22 protein-coding genes are annotated in these 21,362 nt (G+C 61.1%); 3 read left to right on the plus strand and 19 right to left on the minus strand.

The features are described from left to right. The 8 genes from J5M57_RS23485 to J5M57_RS23520 all read right to left on the minus strand — a co-directional run. Positions 1-551: sulfite exporter TauE/SafE family protein (locus J5M57_RS23485; protein ID WP_207872009.1), on the minus strand; the 551-nt coding region annotated here is incomplete at its 3' end. Further along, positions 544-756 carry a cbb3-type cytochrome oxidase assembly protein CcoS gene (ccoS, locus tag J5M57_RS23490; protein WP_025110359.1) on the minus strand — a complete coding sequence of 71 codons (213 nt, stop codon included), beginning with the start codon at positions 754-756 and terminating at the stop codon, positions 544-546. The genes ccoS and J5M57_RS23485, both read right to left, overlap by 8 nt. 22 nt (positions 757-778) lie before the next feature. Beyond that, a complete protein-coding gene (locus tag J5M57_RS23495) occupies positions 779-3,229 on the minus strand; it encodes a heavy metal translocating P-type ATPase (protein WP_207849571.1) in 2,451 nt (816 codons plus the stop codon). Between the two features lie 163 nt (positions 3,230-3,392). After that, entirely contained in the window at positions 3,393-3,932 is a 540-nt protein-coding gene (locus tag J5M57_RS23500; RefSeq protein WP_064586793.1) for a FixH family protein, read from the minus strand. Between the two features lie 11 nt (positions 3,933-3,943). Beyond that, positions 3,944-5,359, minus strand: a complete 1,416-nt coding sequence (ccoG, locus tag J5M57_RS23505) for a cytochrome c oxidase accessory protein CcoG (RefSeq protein ID WP_207849572.1) — start codon at positions 5,357-5,359, stop codon at positions 3,944-3,946. 222 nt (positions 5,360-5,581) lie between these two features. Continuing rightward, positions 5,582-5,992, minus strand: coding sequence for a type II toxin-antitoxin system VapC family toxin (locus J5M57_RS23510; RefSeq protein WP_083366462.1), 411 nt, complete (start codon positions 5,990-5,992; stop codon positions 5,582-5,584). Further along, the gene (locus J5M57_RS23515; RefSeq protein ID WP_064589972.1) at positions 5,992-6,246 is read right to left on the minus strand and encodes a type II toxin-antitoxin system Phd/YefM family antitoxin; all 255 of its coding nucleotides are present in this window, start codon (positions 6,244-6,246) and stop codon (positions 5,992-5,994) included. Before J5M57_RS23515 ends, J5M57_RS23510 begins: the two co-directional genes overlap by 1 nt. Positions 6,247-6,419: 173 nt before the next feature. Beyond that, positions 6,420-6,620 carry a hypothetical protein gene (locus J5M57_RS23520; RefSeq protein ID WP_169840763.1) on the minus strand — a complete coding sequence of 67 codons (201 nt, stop codon included), beginning with the start codon at positions 6,618-6,620 and terminating at the stop codon, positions 6,420-6,422. A 252-nt stretch (positions 6,621-6,872) separates the two neighbouring features. Between J5M57_RS23520 and J5M57_RS23525 the strand changes: the two genes are divergently transcribed. After that, positions 6,873-7,877, plus strand: a complete 1,005-nt coding sequence (locus J5M57_RS23525) for a metallophosphoesterase (protein ID WP_169840762.1) — start codon at positions 6,873-6,875, stop codon at positions 7,875-7,877. 55 nt (positions 7,878-7,932) lie between these two features. Here the strand turns inward: J5M57_RS23525 and ccoP (J5M57_RS23530) are convergent, their stop codons facing one another. The 8 genes from ccoP (J5M57_RS23530) to ccoN (J5M57_RS23565) form a co-directional block, all read right to left on the minus strand. Further along, entirely contained in the window at positions 7,933-8,916 is a 984-nt protein-coding gene (gene ccoP, locus J5M57_RS23530) for a cytochrome-c oxidase, cbb3-type subunit III (protein WP_064586798.1), read from the minus strand. Further along, the gene (locus J5M57_RS23535; protein ID WP_003175465.1) at positions 8,913-9,098 is read right to left on the minus strand and encodes a CcoQ/FixQ family Cbb3-type cytochrome c oxidase assembly chaperone; all 186 of its coding nucleotides are present in this window, start codon (positions 9,096-9,098) and stop codon (positions 8,913-8,915) included. The genes ccoP (J5M57_RS23530) and J5M57_RS23535 overlap by 4 nt, the downstream gene beginning before the upstream one ends. 6 nt (positions 9,099-9,104) lie before the next feature. Beyond that, positions 9,105-9,713, minus strand: coding sequence for a cytochrome-c oxidase, cbb3-type subunit II (ccoO, locus tag J5M57_RS23540; protein WP_064116879.1), 609 nt, complete (start codon positions 9,711-9,713; stop codon positions 9,105-9,107). Beyond that, a complete protein-coding gene (gene ccoN / locus J5M57_RS23545; RefSeq protein WP_064586799.1) occupies positions 9,713-11,155 on the minus strand; it encodes a cytochrome-c oxidase, cbb3-type subunit I in 1,443 nt (480 codons plus the stop codon). Before ccoN (J5M57_RS23545) ends, ccoO (J5M57_RS23540) begins: the two co-directional genes overlap by 1 nt. Before the next feature lie 481 nt (positions 11,156-11,636). Further along, on the minus strand, positions 11,637-12,590 hold the full coding sequence (gene ccoP / locus J5M57_RS23550) for a cytochrome-c oxidase, cbb3-type subunit III (RefSeq protein ID WP_207849573.1): 954 nt from the start codon (positions 12,588-12,590) through the stop codon (positions 11,637-11,639). Continuing rightward, positions 12,587-12,784, minus strand: coding sequence for a CcoQ/FixQ family Cbb3-type cytochrome c oxidase assembly chaperone (locus tag J5M57_RS23555; RefSeq protein ID WP_207849574.1), 198 nt, complete (start codon positions 12,782-12,784; stop codon positions 12,587-12,589). The genes ccoP (J5M57_RS23550) and J5M57_RS23555 overlap by 4 nt, the downstream gene beginning before the upstream one ends. 3 nt (positions 12,785-12,787) lie before the next feature. After that, positions 12,788-13,396: a cytochrome-c oxidase, cbb3-type subunit II gene (ccoO, locus tag J5M57_RS23560; protein ID WP_003223389.1), complete on the minus strand. Its 609-nt coding sequence runs from the start codon at positions 13,394-13,396 to the stop codon at positions 12,788-12,790. A 10-nt stretch (positions 13,397-13,406) separates the two neighbouring features. Next, positions 13,407-14,831: a cytochrome-c oxidase, cbb3-type subunit I gene (ccoN, locus tag J5M57_RS23565; RefSeq protein WP_083366458.1), complete on the minus strand. Its 1,425-nt coding sequence runs from the start codon at positions 14,829-14,831 to the stop codon at positions 13,407-13,409. An 86-nt stretch (positions 14,832-14,917) separates the two neighbouring features. Here ccoN (J5M57_RS23565) and J5M57_RS23570 point away from each other — a divergent pair, with 86 nt between their 5' ends. Beyond that, entirely contained in the window at positions 14,918-15,598 is a 681-nt protein-coding gene (locus J5M57_RS23570; RefSeq protein ID WP_207849575.1) for an alpha/beta family hydrolase, read from the plus strand. Positions 15,599-16,908: 1,310 nt separating this feature from the next. Here J5M57_RS23570 and J5M57_RS23575 read toward each other — a convergent pair. From J5M57_RS23575 to inhA, 3 genes are all read right to left on the minus strand, one after another. Next, the gene (locus J5M57_RS23575) at positions 16,909-18,474 is read right to left on the minus strand and encodes a PAS domain-containing methyl-accepting chemotaxis protein (protein ID WP_207849576.1); all 1,566 of its coding nucleotides are present in this window, start codon (positions 18,472-18,474) and stop codon (positions 16,909-16,911) included. A gap of 102 nt (positions 18,475-18,576) precedes the next feature. Next, positions 18,577-19,368, minus strand: coding sequence for a CPBP family intramembrane glutamic endopeptidase (locus tag J5M57_RS23580; protein WP_207849577.1), 792 nt, complete (start codon positions 19,366-19,368; stop codon positions 18,577-18,579). A gap of 231 nt (positions 19,369-19,599) precedes the next feature. Beyond that, complete coding sequence (gene inhA, locus J5M57_RS23585; protein ID WP_207849578.1) at positions 19,600-20,286, minus strand: isonitrile hydratase; 687 nt, start codon at positions 20,284-20,286, stop codon at positions 19,600-19,602. 89 nt (positions 20,287-20,375) lie between these two features. Here inhA and J5M57_RS23590 point away from each other — a divergent pair, with 89 nt between their 5' ends. After that, on the plus strand, positions 20,376-21,362 hold the full coding sequence (locus J5M57_RS23590) for a GlxA family transcriptional regulator (protein ID WP_207849579.1): 987 nt from the start codon (positions 20,376-20,378) through the stop codon (positions 21,360-21,362).

Genomic DNA, 21,362 nt, shown 5'->3' on the forward strand with positions numbered 1-21,362 from the left:
GTGGCGAGCAGCACCGGCCATGTCCCGAGGCCGAAAGCGAGCATCAACAACGCGCTGTCCAGCGCATTGCCCTGACTCGCCGACCACAGCAGCGTGCTGTAAACCAGTCCGCACGGCAGCCAGCCCCACAGCGCGCCGAGCAGCAACGCACGGGGCAGTGTCGACACTGGGAGCAAGCGGTTGGCCAGCGGCTGAATGTAGCGCCACACGCCGCGTCCCAGGCTTTCGATGCGGGTCAGCCCGCTCCACCAGCCGGCCAGATACAGGCCCATGGCGATCAGCAGCAACCCGGCGAGGATGCGCATGAACATCGCCGCCGGACTGTTCGCCACCGCCCAGCCGGCCAGGCCGATCAGCAGGCCGGCCGTGGCGTAACTGAGGATGCGTCCGAGGTTGTACGCCAGCAGCAGGCGAAAGCGCCGACTGCGCTGTTCCTTGGGGATCGCCAGGGTCAGCGCGCCCATCAGGCCGCCGCACATCCCCAGGCAGTGACCGCCGCCGAGCAGGCCGAGGATCAGCGCTGAAACCAGCAGGGGAGCCAGCTCAAGCATGGGGGGGCGCCTTGTCCTGCGGTTTGTCGGACTTGGCTTCGTCCACGGCGGCGGTGTGGTTCGGGTCCTGATCATCGAACAGGATGCTGTGGGCCGGGCCATCGAGGTCGTCGTACTGACCGCTGTCCACCGCCCAGAAGAAGATGTACACGGCGATGGCCACGATCAGCAGGGCCGCGGGGATCATCACGTAAAGAGCTGGCATCGGTACTCCAGGCCCGCGCGGTTCAAGCCGGCAACGGGCGGGTTTCTGAGCGGGGGGCGGCGACCGGCGCACTCGGCAGGCGAGTCAGGCGCAGGGCATTGAGCACCACGGTCAACGAACTGATCGACATGCCGACCGCGGCCCACACCGGGGTGATCCAGCCGAGGGCGGCGAACGGCAACATGAGGCCATTGTACAGCGCCGCCCACAGCAGGTTCTCGATGATTACCCGGCGGGTGCGCCGCGCCAGCGTGAACGCCTGCACCAGCGCGTCGAGGCGGTTCGACAGCAGCACTGCATCGGCACTGGTCTTCGCCAGATCGGTGGCCGACCCCATGGCGACGCTGATGTCGGCGGCGGCCAGCACCGGTACATCGTTGACGCCGTCACCGAGCATCAACACTTTGCGTCCTTGCTGATGCAGTTGCTGCAGCACCTGCAACTTGTCATCCGGGCGCAAGCCGCCACGGGCCTCGTCGATGCCCAGTTCGGCGGCGACGCTGGCGACCATCGGCGAGCTGTCGCCGGACAGCAGCAAGGTGCGCCAGCCCCGGGCCTTGCACGCGGCAAGCAGCGCGGGCGCATCGTCGCGCAGGCGGTCGTCGAGAGCGAACCACGCCAGCGGGCCTTGATCGCTGCCGAGCAGCAGCCATTGCCCCGCTTCATTCGGCATCGTCGGCACAGGTGTGCCGCTGAGGTCGCAGACGAAGGCTGCCTGACCGATGCGCAAGCGCTGCGAATCGACCAGGCCTTCGAGGCCGAGTCCCGGCGTGCTGTGGACGTCTTCGGCGGCCAGTGGTGCACGGCCGAAGGCACGGGCAATCGGGTGTTCCGAGCGGTTTTCCAGGGCAGCGGCGAGGCTCAGGCATTGATCGCTGTTCAGCGTCGCCAGCGGGCGAATCGAACGCAGCACCAGCCGCCCTTCGGTGAGGGTGCCGGTCTTGTCGAAAATCACCGTGTCGATCTGGTTCAGGCCTTCCAGCACATGGCCGCGGGTCAGCAGCAGGCCAAGTTTGTGCAAGGTGCCGGTGGCGGCGGTCAACGCCGTTGGAGTTGCCAGCGACAGCGCGCAAGGGCAGGTCGCGACCAGCATCGCCAGGACGATCCAGAACGCCCGCGACGAATCCAGCTCCCACCACAACAGGCCGATGGCCGCCGCGGCAATCAGCGACAGCAGCAGAAACCATTGCGCCGCCCGGTCGGCGATTTCCGCCAGCCGGGGTTTCTCCGCCTGGGCGCGATCGAGCAGGCGGACGATGGCCGACAGCCGCGTGTCCTGACCCAGCGCCAGCACTTCGACGGTCAGTGCGCCTTCGACATTCAATGTGCCAGCGGTCACGGCGTCACCGCTCATGCGCGGTTGCGGCAGGTATTCGCCCGTCAGCAGCGATTCGTCGATGCTCGACTGGCCGTCGAGGATCTTGCCATCCGCCGGCAGGATCGAACCCGGCTGCACCAGCACCCGGTCGCCGAGGCGCAACTCAGTGAGCAGAATGCGTTCGCTCTGGCCGTCGGCGTCGAGGCGCAGGCACGAGGCCGGTAGCAGATTGACCAGTTGCGCCGTCGCGGCGGCAGTGCGTTCGCGGGCGCGGCGCTCCAGATATCGCCCGGCGAGCAGGAACAGCGCAAACATGCCGACCGCGTCGAAATACAGCTCGCCGACCCCGGTGATCGAGGTCCAGATCCCGGCAATGTAAGCGCTGCCAATGGCCAGCGACACCGAGACGTCCATGGTCAGGTGGCGGGTGCGCAAGTCGCGCATCGCGCCTTTGAAGAACGGCGCGCAGCTGTAGAACACGATCGGCGTGGTCAGGAACAGCGCGACCCAGCGCAGGATCGTGTGCAGCTCGGGGCTGAGGTCGATGTTGAATTCCGGCCAGGTCGCCATGGTCGCCATCATTGCCTGGAACCACAGCAACCCGGCGACGCCGAGTTGGCGCAGGGCCAGACGGTTCTCGCTGGCCAGTTGCTCGCTGGCGCGGTCGGCCTGATACGGGTGGGCGGCGTAACCGATGTGGCGCAGTTCGGCGAGGATCTGGCTCAGCGGCAATTGCGCATCGGCCCAGCGCACGTGCAGTCGATGGTTGGACAGATTCAGGCGCGCTTCGGCGACTGCCGGCAAGGTGCGCAGGTGCTTCTCGATCAGCCAGCCGCAGGCGGCGCAACTGATGCCTTCCATCAACAGGGTGGTTTCGGCAAGTTCGCCTTCGTGCCGGACGAAAGGTTGTTGCACGTCGGCGCGGTCGTACAGCGCCAGTTCATCGGTCAGTTGCACCGGCAGCGCTTCGGGGTTGGCCGAGGCTTCGCTGCGGTGCTGGTAGTAACTTTCCAGGCCACCGGCAACGATGGCTTCGGCCACGGCCTGACAGCCGGGGCAGCAGAACTCGCGGGACTCCCCGAGCACGACGGCGGTGAAGCGGCTGCCCGACGGAACGGGCAGGGCGCAGTGGTAGCAGGGGAGTGGGGTGGTCATTTGTGATGCCATGCAAATCTAGTGTGGCGAGGGAGCTTGCTCCCTCTAGGCTGCGAAGCAGTCGTAGGGCAGCCATTCATTCTGCCTGAATGAACCGGGAAGCTGGTTACAGGGGCGCTTCGCACCCCAACGGGAGCAAGCTCCCTCGCCACCGTGCAGATTGTTATTTATCCAGGTCTTCGGCGCCCTGCAGCGGCTCATCACCGAGCAGCAGATCCTTGTCATGGCTGACCTGTTCCTCTTCGAACATGCGCCACACGTGGTCATCCTGGCTGCCCAGCAGCTCGACAAAACGCCGGCCTTCGACCTTGTCGCCCAATTGGCCGATGTAGCGACCGGTTTCGGTTTCGCTGCGGGTCAGGACGATCTTGCGATCCTTCTCCGGCTGGGTCGGCGAGATCAGGTTCAGTTCCAGGGTTTTCGGCTGGCTGTCGCCGCTCAGTCGCAGGTCGACTTCGCCGGTCACGTCGTCCAGATGCACGTTGGCGCGCATCTTCAGTTCCTGCGCCAGCAGTTCGCGATCCAGTGAGCGGTTGATGCCCTTGCCGGCCTCGTAGTAGTTGTCGTTGACCAGGTTGTCCGGGTTGTTCACCGCAATGGTCACCATCGACAGGGTCAGGGTCACCGAGCAGGCCAGAATCCCGATGATGATCCATGGCCAAAGGTGCTTGTACCAAGGGCTTGCGGCGTTTGCGGCGGGCATGTTCAGTTCTCTCAACGGGTTTGTGGGCCGATGAATCGGCTCTTGGCTTCAACGTGGACGCTGTCGTTGTCGGCATCCTTGAGGATGAATTTCACCTCGTTGGTGCTCGACGGCAATTGTTCCGGTGCGCTCGACAACTCCACCGGCATGCTGAAGATCTCACCGGCCGGGACCTTGATCTCGCGTTTGCCCTGCAGACGCAGGTCCGGCAAACCGGCAGCTTCCAGCACATAAGTGTGGTCGCGCTGATCCTTGTTCATGATCTTCAGGCTGTAGACGTTTTCGATCCGGCCCTCGGCGTTCTCGCGGTACAGCACGCGGTCCTTGCTGACGTCGAAACCGACCAGCGAGCGCATGAAGAACGCGGTGACCAGCAAGCTGATCATCGCCAGCAGCACCACGGCATAGCCGATCAGGCGCGGCCGCAGTTTATGGGTTTTCTGGCCCGACAGGTTGTGTTCGGTGGTGTAGCTGATCAGCCCGCGCGGGTAATCCATCTTGTCCATGATCGCATCGCAGGCATCGATGCACGCGGCGCAGCCGATGCACTCGATCTGCAGGCCGTCGCGGATGTCGATGCCGGTCGGGCAGACCTGGACGCACATGGTGCAATCGATGCAATCGCCCAGGCCCATGGCCTTGTAGTCAACGCCTTTCTTGCGCGGGCCACGGCTTTCACCGCGACGCGGGTCGTAGGAAACGATCAGGGTGTCCTTGTCGAACATCACGCTCTGGAAGCGAGCATACGGGCACATGTAGATGCACACCTGTTCGCGCAGCCAGCCGGCGTTGCCGTAGGTGGCGAGGGTGAAGAAACCGACCCAGAAGTACGACCAGCCATCGGCCTGACCGGTGAAGAACTCGAACACCAGTTCGCGGATTGGCGAGAAGTAGCCGACAAAGGTCATGCCGGTGACGAAACCGATCAGCAGCCACAGCGCATGCTTGGCGGCTTTGCGCAGCAACTTGTTGCCGCTCATTGGCGCCTTGTCGAGCTTGATGCGCTGGTTGCGATCGCCTTCGGTGACCTTTTCGCACCACATGAAAATCCACGTCCACACACTTTGCGGACAGGTGTAGCCGCACCACACGCGACCCGCGTAAACAGTGATGAAGAACAGGCCGAACGCGGCAATGATCAGCAGGCCGGACAGCAGAATGAAGTCTTGCGGCCAGAACGTGGCGCCAAAGATGAAGAACTTGCGCTCCGGCAAGTTCCACCACACGGCCTGATGGCCGCCCCAGTTGAGCCAGACCGTACCGAAATACAACAGGAACAGCGCGGCGCCGCCGAGCATCCGCAGATTACGGAACAGACCGGTGAAAGCACGGGTGTAGATTTTTTCTCGAGAGGCGTAAAGATCGACGCTGTTGTTCGCGTTTTTGCTCGGTGGTGTGACGTCGTGTACCGGAATCTGGTTGCTCATCATTGCATCCCACGGCAGTGGAAAAATGCCTCGGTCGATACGTGCCGACCGCGGTCAGAAAGAGGTGGTGCAGTGGCGCAATGATACGCCTGTCGCTCTGACTCAAGGGTGCGACCTTTGGTCGCGTTGGGGAAAAAGCATTATTGGTGTAGCGAATGCAGCAAAGCCTGATGCAGATCAATTGACTTGTTGAGTATGGACAGTTTTGGCGCGGTCGCTCGTTCAATGTTCCCACGGGTTGATCAGGGCGACGCCGCTCGACTGGAAGTCACCGACATTGCGGGTGACCACCGTGAGCCCGTGTACCAAGGCCGTGGCGGCGATCAACGCATCGCTTTCATTGGCCTGGTCAGGCACATGCAGGCTGGCGCAGCGCAGGGCCACCGCGGCATCGACCGGCAGGATTCGTGTTTCGAAGGCCGGCATGACGTGACGCGTCAGCCAGCGGCGCAACAGCTTTCCTTGAGCAGGATCCCGCCGTTCCATTCGCAGCACTCCGGTTTCCAGTTCTTTCAAGGTAATGGCCGAGATGTACAAGCGCGGCGCGATGACGCCTTTGGCCCAACTGACGACATTGGCATCGGCTTGCGGCTTGCGAAGTTCGGAGATCACATTGGTGTCGAGTAAATACATCAGGACAGATCCACGGGACGGTGAATGATGACTGCTCGCTCGGTTTCGAATTCGATGTCGGCAGTTTCCGGCATGACCAGCAAATCGACGATGCTGGCGGTTGCACCGCTCAGTTTCTGATACTCCTCAATGCTCAACAGTACGTGAGAGGCCTTGCCACGGTCTGTGATGATCACTGGACCCAGGCGCGCAGCCTTTTTGGCGCTGCTGGTGTCCTGATTGAATTCACGGCTGGAGATGGTGGTGATTGCCATCATGGTTGACCTCTCGCAATACAGATGTAGCAACGTTACTACTTCGCCTTTGGTGCGGCAATCGAGGAAGACAGGACCCAGCCGTCCGCTGGTCGGTTCATGGCTGGCACCAGGCGAGCCGACCTCGCTGAGGGCGCAGGCCGGCTCGGGTTTATTCGGAACGGTCTTCAAGCTCAGGGAAGTCTGCCGCCGCCCAGGCTATCGAGGCTGCCGGTATTTCGGTGGGGTTTTGTACTGCCTTTGGCGTCGGGTTGCAGGCGTTTGCGCGTTGCCAGGACAGCGGAGTCCCCGGGGGCTTTCGATGATGGGTTTGCGTCATCGGCTTCGGTGAGGTCGTGCTCCACCGGAAGACGGGTTTTGTCGTCATTCAACATAGCGGCTTCATCCTTGAAGTGGCTCCGATGCGGGTCATCGGGGTGTGGAAGACCCTACAGAGCCGGCTGAATCGAGTCCATCAGGCATGTGTCTCAAAGTATTAATTTCAATACCGTTGTCCATGTTATGGAAATATTATTAGTTAATTATCTGGTTTTAAGTTTTCCTTGTTTTCGAATAACTTGCTGGCTGTTCTGCAGCGTATGAGTTGCATGTTCATGTGTTGATAATTAACTAAATAATGGATTGTTATGATGATCAAGGAAGTTAAAAAGCTTTTCGCTTGTCTGTGCCTGTTATCGCTGAGCTCTTTTGCCTGGGCCATTGAAGGTGTGCCGCAGCACATGGTATTTGCCTCGGACCCGCAATACCCGTGGACCGAGAAATCCGACAGTGGCGAAGATGAATCGAGCGCGGACTTCGAAAAGCGCTCGAAATGGCTGGTGGAAAGCCAATTCGCGAGCATTGCTCAGTTCCGCAACGAAATGGGCGGGCAGGCCGCCGTGCCGCTGATGATCAATGGCGACATGACCGCGTTTGGCCATGGCTGGCAGCGTTCGTTTGTCCGGACGATGCTGAAGAAACACTTTGGTGATCACTATCTCTACGGGTTGGGTAATCATGATTATCAGAACAACGTGAATGACTGTTTCAGTGAAAGTTGTGCGGCGGGCAGTATTGTCGATTACCGTGATCATCACGTTGATAAAGTCGATAAGTTCGATGTTGAAGTCACCGGCAGCTTCTTGAACAAGCACTATCTTGGCAGTCTTGCCTATTCAAAGAATATCGGTGACATTCATCTGGTGCAGCTGAACAATGAGCCCACCTATCAGGTGAAAATCTCCCACGCCTTGAATCCGACTTCCTTCGATATCAGGCAGTCGCTGGACTGGCTGGAGAAAGATTTGTTACTTGCGCGGGCGCAGGGCTACGCGATCATTATCAATATGCACAAACCCTATGACTGGGCAGGCAGTTGGGATCAGGAAAAGCGCTTTCGCGAAATGATTGAGAAGTATCAGGTGACAGCGATTTTTGCTGGCCATTTCCACGCCGAGGGGGGCAGCAAGACGAATGTGGGGAGCGTGCCGATGTTCCTGAGCGGCGCGGCTTCCCAGCAGACCTACCTGACCGCCAGTTTTTCCAGGGACCGCAAGCAACTGGAGGTGAGTCTGGTCGAGGCTAACGAGTGGCGCAAACGTACGCCGGTTGCCACGGTGCCGGTGAAAACGATCTGGGCCAATCGTCCATAAAAAAGCCCCCGTCAGGTCACTGGCGGGGGCTTTTTTCCTGCGTCAGGCGAGGGCTTTACTGGGCCTCGGCTTCCGCGGGTTTGTCTCCGTGGGACAGGCTGTACACGTAAGCCGCCAGCAGGTGCACCTTGTCGTTGCCTTGCAGTTGTTCCTGCGCAGGCATCTGGCCCTGACGGCCGTAACGGATGGTCTGCTGCAGTTGCGCGAAGCTCGAACCGTAGATGAACGCCGCCGGGTGGGTCAGGTTGGGTGCGCCCATCGCCGGGGTGCCTTTGCCTTCCGGACCGTGGCAGGCCACGCAGTTGGCGGCGAACAGTTTCTGGCCGTTGGCCGGATCAGCCTTGGTGCCTTCCGGCAATTTGCGGCCATCAAGCTGGGTGACCACGAAGGCCGCCACATCGGCTACGCCTTGCTCGCCGATCACTTCGGCCCAGGCCGGCATCACCGCGTGACGACCGCCCATGATGGTGGTCTTAATGGTTTCCGGTTCGCCGCCCCAGCGCCAGTCGGCGTCGGTCAGGTTCGGGAAACCGTAGGCGCCCTTGGCGTCGGAACCGTGGCACACCGAGCAGTTGGAGGCGAACAGGCGGCCCCCCATCTTCAGTGCTTGCGGATCCTTGGCGACTTCTTCGATTGGCATCGCCGCGAACTTGGCAAAGATCGGCCCGAACTTGGCGTCCGAGCGGGCCATTTCCTTTTCCCATTCGTGCACGCCGGTCCAGCCGGTCTTGCCGTTGGCGAACGCGGTCTGCTTGTCGTTATCGAGGTAGTTGTAGCCCGGCAGCAGACCTTTCCAGTTGCCCAGGCCCGGGTACAGCACCAGGTAGCCCAAGGCGAACACGATGGTGCCGACGAACAGCATGAACCACCATTTCGGCAGTGGGTTGTCGTACTCCTCGATCCCGTCGAAGGAGTGGCCGACCGTTTCGTCCGTCTGTTCGCTGCGCTGGCCCTTGCGGGTCGACAGCAGCAGCCAGGTCAGGGCGAAGATCGTACCGAGACTGAGGACTGTGACGTACAGACTCCAGAATGTAGTCATTCTTTGTTACTCCTAGAAGCTTGCTCGACGTGCTTGATGGCTTCGGGATCATCCGCAAAAGGCAGCAAGGTCGCGTCTTCGAACTCCGACTTGCGCTTGGGGCTGAACACCCACAGCGCCAGACCGATGAAGGCCACCATCACAACGACGGTGCCCAGGCCACGAATCATCCCGATATCCATTAAGAATCACCGTTTGCTTTTGATGATGGTGCCCAGGCCTTGCAGATAGGCCACCAGCGCGTCCATTTCGGTTTTGCCCTTCACGGCATCTTTGGCACCGGCGATGTCTTCGTCGGTGTAAGGGACGCCGAGCGTGCGCAACACTTCCATCTTCTTGGCCGTGTCTTTGCCGTCGAGCTTGTTTTCCACGAGGAACGGGTAAGCCGGCATTTTCGACTCGGGCACGACGTTGCGCGGGTTGTACAAGTGCGCACGGTGCCAGTCATCGGAGTAACGACCGCCAACCCGGGCCAGGTCCGGACCGGTACGTTTGGAACCCCACAGGAACGGGTGGTCCCAGACGCTTTCACCAGCCACCGAGTAGTGGCCGTAGCGTTCGGTTTCGGCGCGGAACGGGCGGATCATCTGCGAGTGGCAGCCGACACAACCGTTGGCGATGTAAACGTCGCGGCCTTCCAGTTCCAGCGCCGAGCGCGGCTTCATGCCTTCGACCGGCTTGTTGGTGACGTCCTGGAAAAACAGCGGAACGATCTGGGTCAGGCCGCCAACGCTGACGGCAATGACCATGAAGAAGGCCAGCAGGCCAATGTTCTTCTCGACAGCTTCATGCTTCATCAGTGAGCTCCAACGACAGCGATCTGGGCGGCGGCTTCGGCTTCAGCCGGGTTCGAGGCGCGCACGGTGCGCCAGACGTTGTAAGCCATCAACAGCATGCCGCTGGCGAAGAATGCACCGCCCAGGGCACGGACGATGTAGCCCGGGTGGCTGGCCTGCAGCGCTTCGACGAACGAGTAGGTGAGGGTGCCGTCATCGTTGATTGCACGCCACATCAGGCCCTGGGTGATGCCGTTGACCCACATCGAGGCGATGTACAGCACGGTACCGATGGTCGCGAGCCAGAAGTGCGCGTTGATCAGGCCGGTGCTGTGCATCTGCGCACGACCGAACAGTTTCGGGATCATGTGGTAGATCGCGCCGATCGAGATCATCGCCACCCAGCCCAATGCGCCGGCGTGTACGTGGCCGATGGTCCAGTCGGTGTAGTGCGAGAGCGAGTTGACGGTCTTGATCGCCATCATCGGACCTTCGAAGGTCGACATGCCGTAGAACGCCAGGGAGACCACGAGGAAGCGCAGGATCGGGTCGGTACGCAGCTTATGCCAGGCGCCCGAGAGGGTCATCATGCCGTTGATCATGCCGCCCCAGCTCGGCGCCAGGAGGATGATCGACATCGCCATGCCCAGCGATTGCGCCCAGTCCGGCAGAGCGGTGTAGTGCAGGTGGTGCGGGCCGGCCCAGATGTACAGGGTGATCAGCGCCCAGAAGTGCACGATCGACAGGCGATAGGAATAGATCGGACGTTCGGCCTGTTTCGGCACGAAGTAGTACATCATCCCGAGGAAGCCGGTGGTGAGGAAGAAGCCCACGGCGTTGTGGCCGTACCACCACTGGATCATCGCGTCGGTCGCGCCCGAGTAGGCGGAGTAGGACTTGAAGAAGCTGACCGGCAAGGATGCGTGGTTGACGATGTGCAGCATCGCGGTCACGACGATGAACGCGCCGTAGAACCAGTTACCGACGTAGATGTGCTTGGTCTTGCGCTTGGTGATGGTGCCGAAGAACACCAGCCCGTAGGAGATCCAGACAATGGCCAGCAGAATGGCGAGCGGCCATTCCAGTTCGGCGTATTCCTTGGTGGTGGTGTAACCCAGCGGCAAGGTGATGATTGCGCCGACGATGACGGCTTGCCAGCCCCAGAAGGTGAAGGCGGCGAGGCTGTCGGAGATCAGTCGCGTCTGGCAGGTTCGCTGCACGACATAGTAGGAAGTGGCAAACAGTGCACAACCACCGAAGGCGAAAATCACCAGGTTTGTGTGCAACGGGCGCAGGCGTCCAAAGCTCGTCCACGGCAGACCGAAGTTCAACTCCGGCCAGACCAGTTGCGAGGCGATGAAGACACCGAGCCCCATGCCAAGGATCCCCCAGACCACCGTCATGATGGCGAACTGGCGGACTACCTTATAGTTATAAGCAGTCGGACTGATTGCTGTGCTCATTCTAAGGTTCCACGGTTTAGGTGTTTTATTAGGATTAAAATCGGCCGCAAGTATGCAGAGAGCAGGGGGTCATTGCAACGCGCCATGACCTGGGTCAATGCTTTCCAACGCTGATTCTGCGGCCTTTCCATACGCCGCGTAAGGACAAAATTGGCCTCGGACAAAATGTCGCAGCGGACGAAAAAAGCGAGGGGTTCAGGTCAGTTGTAACTGGGTATGTTCGAACGCAGTGATCGGGTGACGGACGGTCATTGGCGCGATAGCCGGTATCCACCGGGCTTTGCGCCCTGTCAGTCAGGCGATTTGTCGAACACATCGCTCAAGGTCGACCTGGAACCGGCACGAGCCAGTCCGCATCGAGCAAGCGTAGACCCGAATCGGGGGATTCGAAAGGAGAGGGTGCGAAGGGGTGCGACAATGCGTCGCAAAGGGGCTGGATGCTGCCGCACCGAGAACGGTGCGGCAAAGGTGTAGGCAATGTTTACTGTTTATTGTCTTCAGTAATCAGTTTTTCTGTATTCAATCCGTGCGACAGGCTGTACACATAGGCTGCCAGCAATTGCACTTTATCGTTGCCCAGCAGTTCGCTCTGCGCCGGCATATGGCCTTGGCGGCCATGGCGGATGGTCTGTTCAAGCTGCGTCAGGCTGGTGCCATAGATAAATCCGGCCGGGTGCGTCAGATTCGGCGCACCCATGGCTTCAGTGCCGTGGCCGTTTGCCCCATGACAGGCTACGCACGTGGTGCTGAACGCTTGCTGTCCGGCTTGCAGGTCCGCCTTGCTGTCGGCGGGCAGCGGCAGGCCGGCCAGTTCGTGACGCACATACGCCGCGACGTTCTTCACCCCGGCTTCACCGAGCACTTCGCCCCAGGCCGGCATCGCCGCCATCCGCCCACCCATGATGGTGGTCTTGATGGTGTCGGCGTCGCCGCCCCAGCGCCAGTCGCTGTCGGCCAGGTTAGGGAAACCGAACGCGCCCTTGGCGTCGGAGCCGTGGCACACCGAGCAGTTGGAGGCGAACAGTCGGCCACCCATTTTCAGTGCCTGCGGATCCTTCGCCACTTCTTCCACCGGCATGGCGGCGAACTTGGCGAAGATCGGCCCGAATTTGGCGTCAGCCTTGTTCATCTCCTTTTCCCACTCGTGGACGCCGGTCCAGCCATCCTCGTAGCCGGGCAAGACACCTTTCCAGTTGCCCAGGCCCGGATACAGGATCAGATAGCCCACCGAGAACACCAGCGTGCCGGCGAACAACATGAACCACCATTGCGGCAGCGGGTTGTCGTACTCCTCGATGCCGTCGAAGCTGTGGCCCATGGTCTGGTCGACGCTGCCCTTGGTCTCGCCCCGACGCGTGCCGATCAGCAGCCAGGTCAGGCCGATCAGGCTGCCGATGGTCAGTACGCAGATCCACGTACTCCAGAAGGTGGTCATGGCCGGGTACTCCTTGGTTCAGATGCTTGGGTAGTGTCGGGTTGCGGCTCGTCGGCAAACGGCAACAGGCGCGCTTCGGCGAATTCCGGCGTGCGCTTGCGGTTGAACACCCAAAGCGTCAAACCGACGAAGGCGACGAACACCACCACCGTGCCGAGGCCGCGAATCAGGCCTGCACTCATTTCAATGACCATGGCTCACCTCTTGCTCTTGATCGCAGTGCCAAGCACTTGCAGGTAGGAGACGAGGGCGTCCATTTCGGTCTTGCCCTTGAGGCTGGCGACCGCGCCGCTGATGTCGTCGTCGGTGTACGGCACGCCGAGGGTGCGCATGGTCTTGAGCTTGGTTTCGGTGTGGCTGCTGTCGACCGCTTGCGTGACCAGCCACGGGTAGGCCGGCATTTTCGATTCCGGCACGACGTTGCGCGGGTTGTACAAATGCGCGCGGTGCCAGTCATCCGAGTAACGCGCACCAACCCGGGCCAGGTCCGGACCGGTACGCTTGGAGCCCCACAGGAACGGGTGATCCCACACGCTTTCACCGGCCACCGAGTAGTGCCCGTAGCGTTCGGTTTCGGCGCGGAACGGCCGGATCATCTGCGAGTGGCAACCGACGCAGCCCTCGCGGATGTAGATGTCGCGGCCTTCCAGTTGCAGCGCGGTGTAGGGCTTCATGCCTTCCACCGGTTTGTTGGTGACGTCCTGGAAGAACAGCGGGACGATCTGGGTCAGGCCGCCGATGCTCACGGCGAACACCATGAGCAGCATCAGCAGGCCGACGTTCTTTTCAATCGTTTCGTGTTTCATGGCGGACTCCTCAGGCCATCTGCGCGGCAGCAACGACGTCAGCAGGCTGCGAGGCCCGCACGGTGCGCCAGGTGTTGTAAGCCATCAGGAACATGCCGCTGAGGAAGATCGCCCCACCCACCAGCCGCACGACGAAGCCTGGGTGGCTGGCCACCAGGGTTTCGACGAAGGAGTAGGTCAGCGTGCCGTCCTCGTTCACCGCGCGCCACATCAGGCCTTGAGCGATGCCGTTGACCCACATCGACGCGATGTAGAGCACGGTGCCGATGGTCGCGAGCCAGAAATGCGCGTTGATCAGGCCGACGCTGTGCATCTGCTCCTTGCCGAAGACTTTCGGGATCATGTGGTACAGCGCGCCGATGGAAATCATCGCCACCCAACCCAGCGCGCCGGCGTGGACGTGGCCGATGGTCCAGTCGGTGTAGTGGGAGAGGGCGTTGACCGTTTTGATCGCCATCATCGGACCTTCGAAGGTCGACATGCCGTAGAACGCCAGCGAGACCACGAGGAAGCGCAGGATCGGGTCACTGCGCAACTTATGCCAGGCGCCCGAGAGGGTCATCATGCCGTTGATCATGCCGCCCCAGCTCGGTGCCAGCAGAATCAGCGACATCACCATGCCCAGCGACTGTGCCCAGTCCGGCAGCGCGGTGTAGTGCAGGTGGTGCGGACCGGCCCAGATGTACAGGGTGATCAGCGCCCAGAAGTGCACGATCGACAGGCGATACGAATACACCGGACGTTCGGCCTGTTTTGGCACGAAGTAATACATCATCCCGAGGAAGCCGGCGGTGAGGAAGAAGCCCACGGCGTTGTGGCCGTACCACCATTGCACCATCGCGTCGGTCGCACCGGCGTACACCGAGTAGGACTTGGTCAGGCTCACCGGCAACTCAAGGTTGTTGACGATGTGCAGGATCGCCACGGTGATGATGAACGCGCCGAAGAACCAGTTGCCCACATAAATGTGCTTGGTCTTGCGTTGCATGATCGTGCCGAAGAACACGATGGCGTAGGCGACCCAGACGATGGTGATCAGGATGTCGATCGGCCATTCCAGCTCGGCGTATTCCTTGGAACTGGTGTAACCCAGTGGCAGGCTGATGGCTGCCAGCAGGATCACCAGTTGCCAGCCCCAGAAGCAGAACGCGGCGATTTTCGGTGCAAACAATTGCGTCTGGCAGGTGCGTTGCACCGAGTAGAACGAACTGGCGAACAGCGCACAGCCACCGAACGCGAAGATCACCGCGTTGGTGTGCAGCGGGCGCAGACGGCCGAAACTGGTCCAGGGCAAATTGAAGTTGAGTTCAGGCCAGACCAATTGGGCCGCGAGAAAAACCCCGAGGCCCATGCCGACGATGCCCCACACCACCGTCATAATGGCGAATTGGCGGACCACCTTGTAGTTGTAGGCGGTACTGATAGAAGTGTTCATGGTTCCCCATCCACGGTTCAGCCGAAGTGAGCGCCAACAGCGCATCCTTCGCCTGGAGTTATAGGCAGACTAAAAGCGAGGCAAGCATGGACAAACAGCACAAGGCCAGTATTGACGGGGATCAATGGGCGCCGTGTGTGCGGGATCGTGGGTGGCTGTGGGATGGCGCATCGGGCGAGGCTTCGGCGACGTTGATCCTTGCGCATGGGGCGGGGGCGCCGATGGACAGTGAGTGGATGACGGATATGGCTGGGCGCCTTGCTGCATTGGGCGTGAACGTGTTGCGGTTTGAGTTTCCTTATATGGCGCAGCGGCGGGTGGATGGGGTCAAGCGACCGCCGAATCCTGCTGCGAAACTGCAGGAATGTTGGCGTGAGGTTTATGCCGAGGTGCGGCGTCATGTCACTGGGGTTTTGGCGATTGGCGGGAAGTCGATGGGCGGACGGATGGCCAGTCTCCTGGCGGACGAGTTGGGGGCTGATGCGCTTGTCTGTCTCGGGTATCCGTTTTATGCGGTTGGGAAACCCGAGAAACCGCGGGTTGAGCATCTGGCTGGGTTGAAGACGCGGACTTTGATTGTGCAGGGGGAGCGGGATGCGCTTGGCAATCGTGATGCTGTCGAGGCTTACGATCTATCGCCGAGTATTGAGGTGTTTTGGTTGGCCTCTGGGGATCATGATTTGAAGCCGCTCAAGGTTTCCGGGTTTACGCATGAGCAGCATTTGGCTAGCGCCGCGCAGAAGGTGGCTGCGTTTCTCAAGCTCTGATCCAGATTTTGAACCGCGTGAAGATCGGCTCCCTTTCCCCCTCGCCCCCCTGGGGGAGAGGGCTCGGGTGAGGGGGTAGATCTTGAACGCGACACCCTTTTCGATCTGTGTGCATATCCATTGCTGCGGTAACGGCTTCTTAGGGTTCCGCCCTTACGGCGGGTCACTTTTTACAAACGCCTAAAAAGTAACCAAAAACGCTTGCTCCTACGTCCGGCCCGCTCGCTGGGGCTCGGGGTTCCTTCGCTCCGGGATCCATCCGGGCGCATCGCCTCCGGTTTGCTTCGCTGCACCTCCTCTCGATGTGTTTGGCTTCGCCAAACGGTCGCTGCGCTCCCACCCCCGGATGAATCCCTCCACTCAGCCTTCCGACGTCGCCCGTGGATCAAGATCAAAAGCGGCAGCCGAGCTAACGCTCATCCTGTTGAGTGGTGAAAAGCACAAGCGGTGCGCGTTCTGCCCGATTGTGGGGGGCTGGCTTGCCAGTGATGGCGGCCTGACAGCCGACCAACCCCAACTGAATGCACTCAGTCAAATTGTGGGAGCTGGCTTGCCAGCGATGGCGGCCGACCAGCCGACCAATCCCCAACTGAATGCACCCGATCCAATTGTGGGAGCGAGCCTGCTCGCGAAAGCGGTCTGCCAAGCACCATCACTTTCAGACCCGCAATAAAAAACCCGGAAGCTTTCGCCGTCCGAGCTTTGAAGATCAAAAGATCGCAGCCTTCGGCAGCTCCTACACAATCGCTTTTTAGGAGCTGTGGCAGGCTGCAATTTTTTTACTTTGTAATGGGAAGCCTGCCAGTGATCACAAATTTATCGAACACTTTCTGCCCATCACGCGCGGCTTGCCGAACATCAAGGAATGTCAGTTCATCACGAGCTTTCTGTTTTGCGGGTTTTCGGGCGTAGATTGTATTCATGCTGGCCGGTCTGCGTGATTGAGTAGCGACCGGCAAACGATAGAACCTGGCTTCATCGAGCAACAGTCGGCGCATTCTGGGCGAGTTGTAGGCAGAGTCTGCATTGCTTGAGTGAGATCTTCGCGGACAGAGAAGGCCTCATCGCGAGCAGGCTCACTCCTACAAGGGATTGTCGTTGGACACAAATCTGTGATCCCACGTTCCAAAGTGGGAGCGAGCTTGCTCGCGAAAGCGGTCTGCCAACACCATCACTTTCAGACCTGCAACAAAAAACCCGGAAGCTTTCGCCGTCCGGGCTTTGAAGATCAAAAGATCGCAGCCTTCGCCAGCTCCTGCATTGGAATGCATGTTCCTGTAGGAGCTGCCGAAGGCTGCGATCTTTTGCTTTTAGCGGTTAAACCGCTCCACCAACGAATACTGCGTATTCGCCGTCTTCGTCAGCTCTTCACTCAGCAACGCCGAGTTATGCGCCTGTTCCGACGTCTGATCCGCCAATTCCGAAATATTGCTGATGTTGCGGCTGATCTCTTCAGCCACCGCACTTTGCTCTTCGGTCGCCGCAGCAATCTGGGTGGTCATGTCGGTGATGTTGGCCACCGCTTCACTGATCCCGACCAACGCCTGATCCGCTTCCAGCACCCGCGCCACGCCTTCTTCGGCCTGGCGATGCCCGGCTTCCATGGTTTGTACGGCGCTGGAGGCAGTTTGCTGCAGCTTGGCGATCAAGGCATGGATCTGCCCGGTGGATTCGCTGGTGCGTTGCGCCAGTTGGCGCACTTCGTCGGCGACCACGGCAAAGCCACGGCCCATCTCGCCGGCACGGGCCGCTTCGATGGCGGCGTTGAGGGCGAGCAGGTTGGTCTGGTCGGCGATGCCTTTGATCACGTCGACCACGCCGCCGATTTCGTCGCTGTCCTTGGCCAGTTGCGTCACGGTCAGGCCGGTTTCGCCGACGACGACCGACAGGCGCTGGATGGCCTCGCGGGTTTCCCCGGCGATGTCGCGGCCGCGACCGGTCAGGCGATTGGCTTCCTGGGTGGCGTCAGCGGTGCGCTGCACGTGGCTGGCGACTTCCTGGGTGGTGGCGGCCATCTGGTTGACGGCGGTGGCGACCTGTTCGGTTTCCACGCGCTGACGCTCCAGGCCGGTCGAGCTGCTGTGCGCCAGCGAGTCGGACTGCTTGGCCTGATCGGTCAAGTGTTCGGCGGTGTCCTGCAGGCGGGTCAGGCAGGTTTTCAGGCGGGCTTCCTGGCTGAGGATCGACATTTCCAGACGCGCTTGTGCGCCACGGCTGTCGGTGTACATCTGCGCGATCAGCGGGTCGGAGGTGGTCTGTTCGGCCAGGCGCAGCAGGCGCTTGAGCCCGCGTTGTTGCCATTGCAGGCCCATCAGGCCCAGCGGCACCGACAGACCGGCCGCGAGGGCAAAGCCCCAGTGCGAGTTCAGCGTTGCGCCGATCACGAAGCTCAGTTGGCTGACCAGAATGAACGGCAGCCAGTCTTGCAGCACCGGCAGCCATTTGTCGCTGGAAGGGATCGCCGACTTGCCTTGGTTGATGCGTTGGTAGAGCGCTTCGGCACGGCGGATCTGTTCGGCGGTGGGTTTGATCCGCACCGACTCGTAACCGACCACCTGATTGCCGTCGAACACCGGTGTCACGTAGGCGTTCACCCAGTAGTGGTCACCGGATTTGCAGCGATTCTTGACAATGCCCATCCATGGCAAGCCTTGTTTCAGTGTGCCCCACATGTGCGAAAACACCGCCGCCGGGACGTCAGGGTGACGGACCAGGTTGTGCGGCGCACGGATCAGCTCTTCACGCGAAAACCCGCTGATTTCGACGAAAGCGTCGTTGCAGTAGGTGATCACGCCCTTGGCGTCGGTTGTGGAAATCAACCGCTGCTGAGCCGGGAAAGTCCGTTCGCGTTGTGTAATGGGCTGGTTGTTACGCATGGTTTTTCAATCCGCAAGGCTTTGAAAGGTTGTCGGCGTTGTCAGGAAATTATTGAAGTTTTTTTTCAGATATAAGTACGGCGTCGCAAAACCGCTCTTGCTTCAACCGGCCAGCATCGGATAGGTGAACAGCGCAAAATGCAGCAGGTTCAGCCCAAAGTGCGTGGCGATTGCCGCCGCCAGCCCGCCATAACGGTAGGCCAGACCATAGCCGACACCTGCCAGACCCGCCAGCAGCACCCAGTGCCATCCCGCGCCCAGATGCGCCAGGGCAAAGATCAGCGACGCCAGCAGCAGGGCCAGGTTTTCACCCTGGGGCAGGTGCTTGAACAGGCGACTCAGGCCGCCCTGTATATAGCCGCGAAACAGGGCTTCCTCGACCAGCGTCACCAGCAGCAGGTTGTTCAGCAGCCACAGCCACGCCTGATCGGGCCACTTCGGCGCCCAGGCAATCATGCCGAACAACAGCGCGCCACCCAGCGCCAGAGTTGCGCTCAGCGCCAGGCCGAGGACGCTGGCGTACACCGTCAGACGCAGAGAGCGTGCCGCGACAATCCATGGGCAGGCCAGCAGCAGCCAGAAGCCGATCAGAGGTTTGTCCAGATTGAGGTACATCGCAAACGGCACGGCGTCGTCGGTGAAGCGCATCCGGGCGATGGCCCGACCGTTGTCGAACCCCGGCAACCAGTGCAGCGCCAGCGACAGGGCGAGGAAGATAAACAGAGCGTGCCCCAGTAACCGCGCCACCGGCACCTGCTGTTGGCGCACGGCGAACCCGGCCACCAACAACAATCCGAAGGAGATCAGCGCGAGCCAGCCGAGTTGGCCAACACTCAATGCCCATCCATAACCGAGGCTGAGAAGTGCCAGATAGAGCCATGGCAACGCCTTCATCGAAAGTCCTTGTGCAGAATTTTGTGGAAGGGCTTTCTACACGGGTGAGGGCGTTGGGACAAGTAAAGGTGTGGCGGGATGTGGGGACAGCCTACAAACCTGAAGCCAACTCGATCACCTGTAGGAGTGAGCCTGCTCGCGATGAGTTCGTGTCAGTCGAACGATATATAGCTGACACACCGCGATCGCGAGCAGGCTCACTCCTACAGGGTTTTGTATTTGGCTGAGGAATCAGCGCAGATCGAGCTTCGCCGCTGCGCGTTCGGTAATTGCCGTACGTGTCTTCAACGATGCCGCTGCACGCTCACGAGCCTCATCGACGATCGCGCTCGGTGCCGTCTGCGGACTGCCCGACTCAAACGGTGGTGCCGGCGCATATTCCAGTTGCAGTTGAATCAATTGCGCCGCCTCGGCCCCCACCAGTTCGGCGGCCAGCACCAAGGCAAAGTCGATCCCCGCGGTAATTCCGCCACCGGTAAACAGATTGCCGTCGCGCACCACCCGGTCCTTTAATGCAATCGCGCCGAGTTTCGGCAGCAGTTCGTGATAGGCCCAGTGGGTGGTGGCGCGTTTGCCTTTTAGCAGTCCCGCCGCACCCAGCACCAAGGAGCCGGTGCACACCGACGTTACGTACTTGGCCTGCGCCGCCTGACGCTGGATGAACCCCAGCGTCTGTTCATCTTCCATCAGCGGCCCGACCCCGGCGCCGCCGGGCACGCAGATCACATCCAGATCCGGGCAGTCGTCGAAGGTGGTGGTCGGTTTCAGCAGCAGGCCGGTGCTGGCGGTGACCGGCACCAGGTCCTTCCAGATCAGATGCACCTGCACGTCCGGCAGCGAGGCCAGCACGTCGTAAGGACCGGTCAGGTCCAGTTGCTGCACCTGTGGAAACAACAGAAAACCGATCTGCAACGTCATGGGGCATTTCTCCATTTGAGGGGTGGACGGCTTCACTGTAGGCGCGTAGGTTCTGGCGTATACGCCAATCACCCCACGAATTACGCCAAATGCCCAAAGCCGTTCACGTACTCGCGTTTGCCAGCATGCAGATCCTCGACGTCACCGGCCCGTTGCAGGTGTTCGCCTCAGCCAACGACCTCGCCCGCCAGCGCGGCTTGCCCGTGCCGTATGCGCCCTCGGTGATTGCCCGGGAGGGCGGGGCGGTGATGTCGTCGGCCGGGCTGGCGGTGCTTGCCGAGCCTTTGCCGCGGCAGCCCAGCGATACCTTGATCATCGCCGGCGGCTGGGGCATTTACCCGGCGGCCGAGGACCTGGCGCTGGTGGACTGGGTGCGCGAACACGCAGCGGGTTGCCGCCGCGTGGCTTCGGTGTGTACCGGTGCATTTCTGTTGGCCGCCAGCGGCTGGCTCGACGGCCGCCGCGTGGTCACCCACTGGACCCGTTGCGAGCAACTGGCGCAGCAGCACCCGCAGCTGCAGGTCGAAGCCAATCCGATCTTCATCAACGACGGCCCGGTCTGGACCTCGGCGGGCGTCACCGCCGGCATCGATCTGGCGCTGGCGATGGTCGAGCAAGACCTCGGCCGCGAAATCGCCCTCGACGTCGCCCGGCATCTGGTGGTGTTCCTCAAACGCCCGGGCGGGCAATCACAGTTCAGCGTGACCCTGGCCCTGCAGAATCAGGGCAATCGTTTCGATGACCTGCACGCCTGGATCGCCGAACACCTCACCTGCGACCTCGGCGTCCCGACCCTGGCCGAACAGGCCGGCATGAGCGAGCGCAGTTTCGTCCGCCACTACCGCGCCGATACCGGCCAGACCCCGGCGCGGGCCATCGAACTGATCCGCGTCGAAACCGCGCGGCGTCTGCTCAGCGACACCGGACTGCCGGTGAAACGCATCGCCGCCAACTGCGGGTTTGGCAGTGAAGAAACCTTGCGCCGCAGTTTCCTGCGGGCGATTGGCGTGACGCCGCAGGCGTATCGGGAGCGGTTTTCGGTCAGTGCTGGCGAAGCAGAGTCAGCGACGCCCTGA

This window comes from Pseudomonas sp. 86_A, assembly GCF_017491705.1.
GTDB lineage: Bacteria > Pseudomonadota > Gammaproteobacteria > Pseudomonadales > Pseudomonadaceae > Aquipseudomonas > Aquipseudomonas koreensis.

What these genes read in the sequence shown, in the direction of transcription:
- ccoS (WP_025110359.1), bottom strand. Translation starts at nt 756, where the DNA reads ATGCCAGCTCTTTACGTGATGATCCCCGCGGCCCTGCTGATCGTGGCC.
- J5M57_RS23495 (WP_207849571.1), bottom strand. Translation starts at nt 3,229, where the DNA reads ATGACCACCCCACTCCCCTGCTACCACTGCGCCCTGCCCGTTCCGTCG.
- J5M57_RS23500 (WP_064586793.1), bottom strand. Translation starts at nt 3,932, where the DNA reads ATGCCCGCCGCAAACGCCGCAAGCCCTTGGTACAAGCACCTTTGGCCA.
- ccoG (WP_207849572.1), bottom strand. Translation starts at nt 5,359, where the DNA reads ATGAGCAACCAGATTCCGGTACACGACGTCACACCACCGAGCAAAAAC.
- J5M57_RS23510 (WP_083366462.1), bottom strand. Translation starts at nt 5,992, where the DNA reads ATGTATTTACTCGACACCAATGTGATCTCCGAACTTCGCAAGCCGCAA.
- J5M57_RS23515 (WP_064589972.1), bottom strand. Translation starts at nt 6,246, where the DNA reads ATGGCAATCACCACCATCTCCAGCCGTGAATTCAATCAGGACACCAGC.
- J5M57_RS23520 (WP_169840763.1), bottom strand. Translation starts at nt 6,620, where the DNA reads ATGTTGAATGACGACAAAACCCGTCTTCCGGTGGAGCACGACCTCACC.
- J5M57_RS23525 (WP_169840762.1), top strand. Translation starts at nt 6,873, where the DNA reads ATGATGATCAAGGAAGTTAAAAAGCTTTTCGCTTGTCTGTGCCTGTTA.
- ccoP (WP_064586798.1), bottom strand. Translation starts at nt 8,916, where the DNA reads ATGACTACATTCTGGAGTCTGTACGTCACAGTCCTCAGTCTCGGTACG.
- J5M57_RS23535 (WP_003175465.1), bottom strand. Translation starts at nt 9,098, where the DNA reads ATGGATATCGGGATGATTCGTGGCCTGGGCACCGTCGTTGTGATGGTG.
- ccoO (WP_064116879.1), bottom strand. Translation starts at nt 9,713, where the DNA reads ATGAAGCATGAAGCTGTCGAGAAGAACATTGGCCTGCTGGCCTTCTTC.
- ccoN (WP_064586799.1), bottom strand. Translation starts at nt 11,155, where the DNA reads ATGAGCACAGCAATCAGTCCGACTGCTTATAACTATAAGGTAGTCCGC.
- ccoP (WP_207849573.1), bottom strand. Translation starts at nt 12,590, where the DNA reads ATGACCACCTTCTGGAGTACGTGGATCTGCGTACTGACCATCGGCAGC.
- J5M57_RS23555 (WP_207849574.1), bottom strand. Translation starts at nt 12,784, where the DNA reads ATGGTCATTGAAATGAGTGCAGGCCTGATTCGCGGCCTCGGCACGGTG.
- ccoO (WP_003223389.1), bottom strand. Translation starts at nt 13,396, where the DNA reads ATGAAACACGAAACGATTGAAAAGAACGTCGGCCTGCTGATGCTGCTC.
- ccoN (WP_083366458.1), bottom strand. Translation starts at nt 14,831, where the DNA reads ATGAACACTTCTATCAGTACCGCCTACAACTACAAGGTGGTCCGCCAA.
- J5M57_RS23570 (WP_207849575.1), top strand. Translation starts at nt 14,918, where the DNA reads ATGGACAAACAGCACAAGGCCAGTATTGACGGGGATCAATGGGCGCCG.
- J5M57_RS23575 (WP_207849576.1), bottom strand. Translation starts at nt 18,474, where the DNA reads ATGCGTAACAACCAGCCCATTACACAACGCGAACGGACTTTCCCGGCT.
- J5M57_RS23580 (WP_207849577.1), bottom strand. Translation starts at nt 19,368, where the DNA reads ATGAAGGCGTTGCCATGGCTCTATCTGGCACTTCTCAGCCTCGGTTAT.
- inhA (WP_207849578.1), bottom strand. Translation starts at nt 20,286, where the DNA reads ATGACGTTGCAGATCGGTTTTCTGTTGTTTCCACAGGTGCAGCAACTG.
- J5M57_RS23590 (WP_207849579.1), top strand. Translation starts at nt 20,376, where the DNA reads ATGCCCAAAGCCGTTCACGTACTCGCGTTTGCCAGCATGCAGATCCTC.